Consider the following 7,029-nt stretch of genomic DNA (forward strand, 5'->3'; position numbering starts at 1 on the left):
GCCGCCGCGGCGGCGGCCGCCTGGCGGCTGCGCGGTACGCGGGCCGGGGTACGGGGGACGGACCCGCCCGACGCGGGTAAGGCCCTCACGGCCCGGGCCGTCCTGCCGGCCGCCGGCGCGGCGGTCCTCGCGGTCGCCGTCGGCGCCACCGGCTACGCCGTGCCCGTCCCGACCGACGCCGCCGACCACGTCGACATCGCGGTCGTCCAGGGCAACGTGCAGCAGGCGGGCATGGACTTCCTGGGTCGCCCCATGAAGATCCTCAACAACCACGTCGACGCCACCCTGGACCTGGCAGCGGACGTCAAGGCGGGCCGCAAGCAGCGACCCGATCTGGTCATCTGGCCCGAGAACGCCTCCGACCTCGACCCCTTCGCGTACCCGGAGGCACACGCCCGGATCGACGAGGCCGCCAAGGCGATCGGCGTGCCCATCCTCGTGGGCGCCCTGGTCGACCACCCCACCAAGGAGGGGTACGTCGAGAACCAGGGCATCGTCTGGGACCCGAAGACCGGCCCGGGCGCCTCGTACACCAAGCAACACCCCGTCCCCTTCGGGGAGTACGTGCCCTTCCGCGACCAGCTCAGCAAGGTCATCACGCGGCTCCAGCGCGTCCCGCGCGACTTCTACCCCGGCGACCGCACCGGCGTCCTCCAGACCGGTCCCGCCCGCCTCGGCGACGTCATCTGCTTCGAGGTCGCCTACGACGAGATCGTCCGGGACACCGTCGGCGCGGGCGCCCGCGCCCTCGTCGTCCAGACCAACAACGCCACCTACGGGCGCACCGGCCAGCCCGAGCAGCAGCTCGCGATGTCCAAGCTGCGCGCCGTCGAGCACGGCCGGGCCGTCGTCACGGCCGCCACCAGCGGCATCAGCGCCGTCGTCGCCCCCGACGGGACCGTCCAGCAGCGCACCGAGGAGTTCACCCGGGACGTGCTGACCGCACGCCTCCCATTGCGTGACGACACGACGGTCGCCGACCGCGTCGGCGCGGGCCCGGAGTGGGCGCTCGCTATGGTGGGCGTTCTGTCCTGCGCCGCCGCAATCGTGCTCGGCCGGCGCGGGCTGCGACGGGGCAGCACGGACGAGAAGGGGCAGCAGTGAACGACGGCACTCAGAGGCAATACGGCCCGCTCGGCACGGTGTTGGTGATCATCCCTACCTACAACGAGGCCGAGAACATCAAGCCGATCGTCGCCCGGGTGCGGTCCGCGGTGCCCGACGCGCACGTCCTGGTCGCCGACGACAACAGCCCGGACGGCACGGGCAAGCTCGCCGACGAGCTGGTGGCCGAGGACGACCACGTCCACGTGCTGCACCGCAAGGGCAAGGAGGGCCTCGGCGCCGCCTACCTCGCGGGCTTCCACTGGGGCATCGACCGCGGCTACGGCGTCCTGGTCGAGATGGACGCCGACGGCTCGCACCAGCCCGAGGAGCTGCCCCGGCTGCTGACCGCCCTCAAGGGCGCCGACCTGGTGCTCGGCTCCCGCTGGGTGCCGGGTGGCCGGGTCGTCAACTGGCCCAGGTCGCGCGAGGCCATCTCCCGGGGCGGCAGTCTGTACTCCCGCGTCCTGCTGGATGTGCCGATCCGCGATGTGACCGGCGGATTCCGGGCCTTCCGCAAGGAGACTCTCGAAGGCCTCGGCATGGACGCGGTCGCCTCGCAGGGCTACTGCTTCCAGGTCGACCTGGCCTGGCGCGCGGTGAAGGCCGGCTTCCACATCGTCGAGGTGCCCATCACCTTCGTCGAACGCGAGCACGGGGACAGCAAGATGAGCCGCGACATCCTCGTCGAGGCCCTCTGGCGGGTCACCGCCTGGGGCGTCGGCTCCCGGGTCAACCGCATCCTGGGCCACAAGCGTTCGTAGCCCGACGGGGACAGGTGGCCGACGGCGGTCGCCTTGCCGCCGACGTGCGCCAGGGGACGCTCGAGGAGGCCGTGCGGGCGCGTTCGGCGCTCCGGCGCCAGTCCTGGATCCCACCCCCCTTGCCCGCCCCGAGAGGCGCCTCGGGCTGAGGTCTGGAGCCCTGCGTCCCCCGGGGCGCGCGGTCAATGCACACTGGGAGACATGACGACCGGATCGCCGCAGCCCCCGCCCCGACGCTCCCGCGCCCGCAGACTGGTGCCCCTGGGCGTCGCCGCCTGGCTGGTGCTGGAGATCTGGCTGCTCACCCTCGTCGGCCGGGCCTTCGGCGGGCTCACGGTCCTCCTGCTGCTGATCGCCGGAGTGGTGCTCGGGGCGTACGTGGTGAAGCGCGCCGGACGCCGGGCCTGGCGCGGGCTGACCGCCAACGTCCAGGCGGCACAGGCCGCCGCTGCCGAGGGGCGGCCGATCGACTCGGCGACCGCGAGCGAGGAGAGCGGTGGAAACACCCTCCCGATGGTGGGCGGACTGCTCCTGATGGTGCCGGGGCTGCTCTCCGACGTGGCCGGACTGCTCTGCGTCTTCCCGCCGACCCGCGCCCTGCTGCGCCGGTCGCTGGAGCGCTCGCTGAGCCGCCGGATGAGCTCGGCGCGGCCCGGCACCCTGGGCGATGCCTTCCAGCAGGCCCGTGTGCACCGCCCGGGCGGCAAGGTCGTCCAGGGCGAGGTGATCCGCGAGGACGGTCCAGGGCCCCGCTCGGACGCCGATCCCTCCTCACACGATGACCACCGGCCCCCGCTCACGGGCTGAGCCGCACGGACGCACGGGCAAGGCGCGGCAACTCCAGAACGAGGCCCCCGAACGGAAGCCCCCCGAACGGAAGCCCCGGAGCGAGGCCCTGGAGTCCGGACCATGCACCTCAGAGTCCGGACCCTGCAAAAGAGTCCGGACCGTGCGGGACAGCGCAAAGGCCGCGGCCTGTGGGACACCGTCGATGTCCCACAGGCCGCGGCCCTCTGTGTGCGGGTCGGCCCCGCGCGCCGCAGGCAGCGGCGCGGCTACGCCGACTTGCGGTTGTCCCGCGGATGCACGGCGATGTTCATGGCGCCGGAGCGCAGGACGGCCAGCCTCTCGGCCAGCACCTCCTCCAGCTCCTCGCGGGTGCGCCGCTCCATGAGCATGTCCCAATGCGTACGCGCGGGCTTGCCCTTCTTCTCCTCAGGGCCCTCGCCATCCACCAGGAGTGCCTGGGCGCCGCAGGCCCTGCACTCCCACTCCGGCGGAATTTCCGCCTCTACCGAGAACGGCATCTCGAATCGATGGCCGTTCGGGCATGCGTACTCCACCGCCTGGCGCGGGGCCAGATCGATGCCGCGGTCCGTCTCGTAGCTGGTAACCACGAGCCGCGTGCCGCGGAGAGCTCGCTCACTCATGAATCGTGCCTCCCGGGCTTGTCGCCCACAGGACAGGTGTCGCTGTCGTCGTCATCCGGTGCAACGTCCGGTCGGCGGTGAAGATTCCCGTTCCGGGACATGCGTCGCCCGTCGTGCCGCCCCTTTTTGTACCCACCGTCGCCCGGTTTGTCACATCTGACAGGAGATGTCACCCAGCGTTTCCGCTTCTTTAGCGTGCAGTAACGGTCAATCCGGCGGGTCAAGGGCGTACACTACCGGCCTTCGCCCCAGGACCCTAAATCCGGCCAGATTCCGGCACGGCGGCGGTCCTGGTTTCTTCGTACCCCTGTTGCCCCTTCCGTACGCTGCAACGCGCGACGACACGGTCCGGTTCCCATTCCGGGTCCGGAATGGTGAAGAACCTTCCCGTCGCCGCGGGCTCCACGGCTCGGCCTCCCCTGCCGGACTCTTCCTCGGCGGTGCCGTCCCATCGCGCTCGGTCGTGCCGTCCAGCGCGCGCGGTCCGGACGAAACGTCTCTCCTCGGGTATCCAGATGGTCAAATTGGACTGCTCTGTGTCACTCTGAAGCGAGGAAGCGGCCCAGTCTCATGGCCAATTCGGGGAAGGTGGACCGATGACGACGGCGCAGTGGACCTCCGCGGTGGGTGCCGCGCAACTCGCGCGGCTGCTCCGATCCCAGAGCGAGGCCAGAAGCGAGCCTCCGGCGGGCCGCAAACCGCCCGCGTACCGCGCCCTCGCCGACGGCGTGCGGCTGCTCGTCCTCGAAGGGCGTATCCCGGTCGCCGCCCGGCTCCCCGCCGAGCGCGAGCTCGCCGCCGCGCTCCGCCTCAGCCGTACGACCGTCGCCTCCGCCTATGAGGCCCTGCGCGGCGAGGGGTTCCTGGAATCCCGGCGCGGGGCGGGCAGTTGGACCGCCGTCCCCGCGGGCAGCCCGCTGCCCACCCGCGGCCTCGACCCGCTCCCGCCGGACGCCGCCGAGTCGATGATCGACCTCGGCTGCGCGGCCCTGCCCGGCCCCGAACCCTGGCTCGGCCGCGCCTTCCAGGGCGCCCTGGAGGCCCTGCCGCCGTACGCCCGCACGCACGGCGACTTCCCGGCCGGCCTGCCGGACCTCCGCCAGGCCATCGCCGACCGCTACACCGCGCGCGGCATCGCGACCATGCCCGAGCAGATCATGGTCACCACCGGCGCCATGGGGGCCGTCGCCGCCATCTGCCACCTGTTCGCGGCGCGCGGCGAGCGCGTCGCCGTCGAGTCGCCCTCGTACGCGAACGTGCTCCAGCTGATGCGCGAGGCCGGGGCCCGGCTCGTACCGGTGGCCATGGGCGACGGGCTTGCGGGCTGGGACATGCCGGCCTGGCGCCAGGTGCTGCGCGACGCCGCGCCGCGCATGGCGTACGTGATGGCCGACTTCCACAACCCGACCGGGGCCCTCGCCGACGAGGAGCAGCGGCGGGCGCTGGTCGCCGCCGCGCGCGCGGCCGGGACGGTGCTCGTCGCGGACGAGACGATGTCCGAGCTGCGGCTCGACCCCGAGGTCGAACTGCCCCGCCCGGTCTCGGCGTTCGACCCGGCGGGCAGCACGGTCCTGACCGTGGGCTCGGCCAGCAAGGCCTTCTGGGCGGGGCTGCGCATCGGCTGGGTACGGGCCGCGCCCGACGTGATCCGCAGCCTGGTCGCCGCTCGCGTCTACGCCGACCTCGGCTCGCCCGTCCTCGAACAGCTCGCCGTCACCTGGCTGTTGCGCGACGGCGGGTGGGACGCGGCGGGCGACATCCGCCGCGCCCAGGCGCGCGAGAACCGCGACGCGCTCACCGCCGCCCTGCGACTCCACCTGCCCGCCTGGGAGTTCACCGTTCCGCACGGCGGCCTGACCCTCTGGGCCCGCACCGGCGGTCTCTCCGGCTCGCGCATCGCGGAGGCGGGGGAGCGGCTGGGGGTACGCGTGCCGTCCGGGCCGCGGTTCGGCGTCGACGGCGCGTTCGAGGGCTTCGTGCGCCTCCCGTTCACGGTCGGCGGCCCCTTGGCCGAGACGGCCGCCGCCCGACTGGCCGCGGCCGCCAACCTGGTCGCCACCGGCGCCCCGGTCGCGGCGGACACGCCGCGCAGCCTGGTGGCCTGACGCTGCCCGGCCCGGCGTACGGAGTGGTGGCCGCTTCGTCCGCCAGGTCCAGCAGACGGTCGTACTCGCCCACGGGCCGGTCGGCGCCTGCGGCCGGGCCTCCGGATCGGCTGATGCCGGTTCGGCACCGCCGGACTCCGCCGTCGGGCCTCTCGCCGTCGTGGCGGACTTGAGATCGCCGTCCTGGAGCCCTGCCCAAGCGGCGTCGGCATCCCCGGGTGGCCTCGGGGAGGCCCGCCCTGGTCCGTTTCCTACCTGTCGGCGTGGGCCGCGCTGTCGGCGGCGGATGCCGAACGGGCCGCGGGTGGTGGGCCGAGGTGGGGCCGAGGCGGGAGCAGGGCGAGGACCGCCTCGCGGTGGTGGTCCGCCGTCTCCTCGTCGAAGGGGTCCGGGGTGGCCGGGACCTGGAGGCGGTGGACCGGGCCCGTGCCCAGGCGCGCGTAGCCCCGGCCCGGCGGGACGTGCGGCGTGGGTGTGGTGTGCGGCGGCGCGCCGAGCACGGCCCGTACCTCCCGCGGGTCCGCGGCCCCGAGGATGACCCGTGCGCGGGTCTGCGACCGTACGGTCTCGGCCAGCCCCTCCGCGCTGTCGAGCTGGTCCGCCACGACGACCGTGACGTTCACGGCCCGCCCGTGCCGCAGCGGCACCTGCAGCAGCTCCTGCGGATCGATCCGCTGCTCCACCGCCGCGAGATGGCTGAGAACCGTCGGCCGGTCCAGCAGGATCCACATCTGGCGGCGGGTGTCCTCGGGCGCCGGACGCCCCGCCTGGCGCGCGCTGTTCGCCGCGATCAGCCGCCGCTCGGTCTCGTTGGCGGCCCACTCCAGCGACGCCACCGCGCCCGCGAGACCGCACTCGACGGCCAGTACGCCGTCCCGCTCGACCAGGCACGCGTACTCGCCCGTTCCGCTGCCGTCCACGACCAGCACGTCGCCGTGGTGCAGCGCCTGGAGGGCGATGGAGCGCACCAGCGTGGAGATGCCGGTGCCGCCGCGGCCGAGGGCCAGCAGGTGCGGTTCGGTGGAGCGCGGCCCGGTCCGCCACATCACCGGCGGTGCGTCCCGGGTCGCGTCCGCGCCCGCCACCGGCACAGTGCGCTGCACACCGCCCGGGTCGGTGAAGCCGAGCACCATCTCGCCGGGGGTGGTGACGAACCGCTGGGCGCAGATGTCGGTCGGCAGCGGCGGCAGGACCGTGATGCCGAGCTCGTTCCCCTCCTCGTCCCACTCGAAGAGGTACTCCCGCCCCCGCCCGCACTTCGCGTGCAGCAACGCCTCGATCCGGGCGCGGGATTCGGCCTCGCCGTCGGGGAAGTACGGCGGGTAGCGCAGCTTGAGCCGGCTGACCCGGCCGTCGTCGAACTCGTACGAGGAGAAGGCCGGCTCCCATTCGCCGCCGTGCGCGTAGAGCGGGCTGGGGTCCTCGGCGACCGAGAAGTACGGGACCAGGGCTTCGTAGAGGGCCTGGAGGCGCCCGAGTTCGGCCTCGCACGGCCCGGTCTCGACGGGCGTCCGCCGCTCGTGGCCTGCCCAGGCGGCCGCCCCCATCAGCGCGATGAGCGCGATGAGCGGCCCGTACGGCATGAGCACGATCGCGGCCAGGCCCGCGGCGGCCGTGGCGAGCGCG

Annotated in this window: 6 protein-coding genes; 4 read left to right on the forward strand and 2 right to left on the reverse strand. The window is 73.7% G+C overall.

The features are described from left to right. The 3 genes from lnt to fxsA all read left to right on the forward strand — a co-directional run. Positions 1-1,104 (forward strand): apolipoprotein N-acyltransferase (lnt, locus tag AOK16_RS13775; protein WP_107098342.1); only part of this gene is annotated, 1,104 nt, incomplete at its 5' end. After that, a complete protein-coding gene (locus AOK16_RS13780) occupies positions 1,101-1,868 on the forward strand; it encodes a polyprenol monophosphomannose synthase (RefSeq protein ID WP_055472564.1) in 768 nt (255 codons plus the stop codon). The genes lnt and AOK16_RS13780, both read left to right, overlap by 4 nt. 201 nt (positions 1,869-2,069) lie before the next feature. Beyond that, positions 2,070-2,675, forward strand: coding sequence for an FxsA family membrane protein (gene fxsA, locus AOK16_RS13785; RefSeq protein ID WP_055472565.1), 606 nt, complete (start codon positions 2,070-2,072; stop codon positions 2,673-2,675). Between the two features lie 248 nt (positions 2,676-2,923). Here the strand turns inward: fxsA and AOK16_RS13790 are convergent, their stop codons facing one another. Continuing rightward, positions 2,924-3,298, reverse strand: coding sequence for an RNA polymerase-binding protein RbpA (locus tag AOK16_RS13790; RefSeq protein ID WP_055472566.1), 375 nt, complete (start codon positions 3,296-3,298; stop codon positions 2,924-2,926). A 596-nt stretch (positions 3,299-3,894) separates the two neighbouring features. On the opposite strand from AOK16_RS13790, the gene AOK16_RS13795 reads away from it, so the two are divergent. Continuing rightward, the gene (locus AOK16_RS13795; protein WP_055472567.1) at positions 3,895-5,403 is read left to right on the forward strand and encodes an SCO1417 family PLP biosynthesis transcription factor; all 1,509 of its coding nucleotides are present in this window, start codon (positions 3,895-3,897) and stop codon (positions 5,401-5,403) included. Positions 5,404-5,654: 251 nt separating this feature from the next. Here AOK16_RS13795 and AOK16_RS13800 read toward each other — a convergent pair. Beyond that, positions 5,655-7,029: hypothetical protein (locus tag AOK16_RS13800; protein ID WP_240483555.1), on the reverse strand; the 1,375-nt coding region annotated here is incomplete at its 5' end.

The sequence above is a fragment of the Streptomyces pathocidini genome (genome assembly GCF_001418495.1).
Taxonomy (GTDB): Bacteria; Actinomycetota; Actinomycetes; order Streptomycetales; family Streptomycetaceae; genus Streptomyces; species Streptomyces pathocidini.

Bases quoted from the DNA above. Each gene is read 5' to 3' on its own strand.
- AOK16_RS13795 (WP_055472567.1), top strand. From the start codon at position 3,895: ATGACGACGGCGCAGTGGACCTCCGCGGTGGGTGCCGCGCAACTCGCG.
- AOK16_RS13790 (WP_055472566.1), bottom strand. From the start codon at position 3,298: ATGAGTGAGCGAGCTCTCCGCGGCACGCGGCTCGTGGTTACCAGCTAC.
- fxsA (WP_055472565.1), top strand. From the start codon at position 2,070: ATGACGACCGGATCGCCGCAGCCCCCGCCCCGACGCTCCCGCGCCCGC.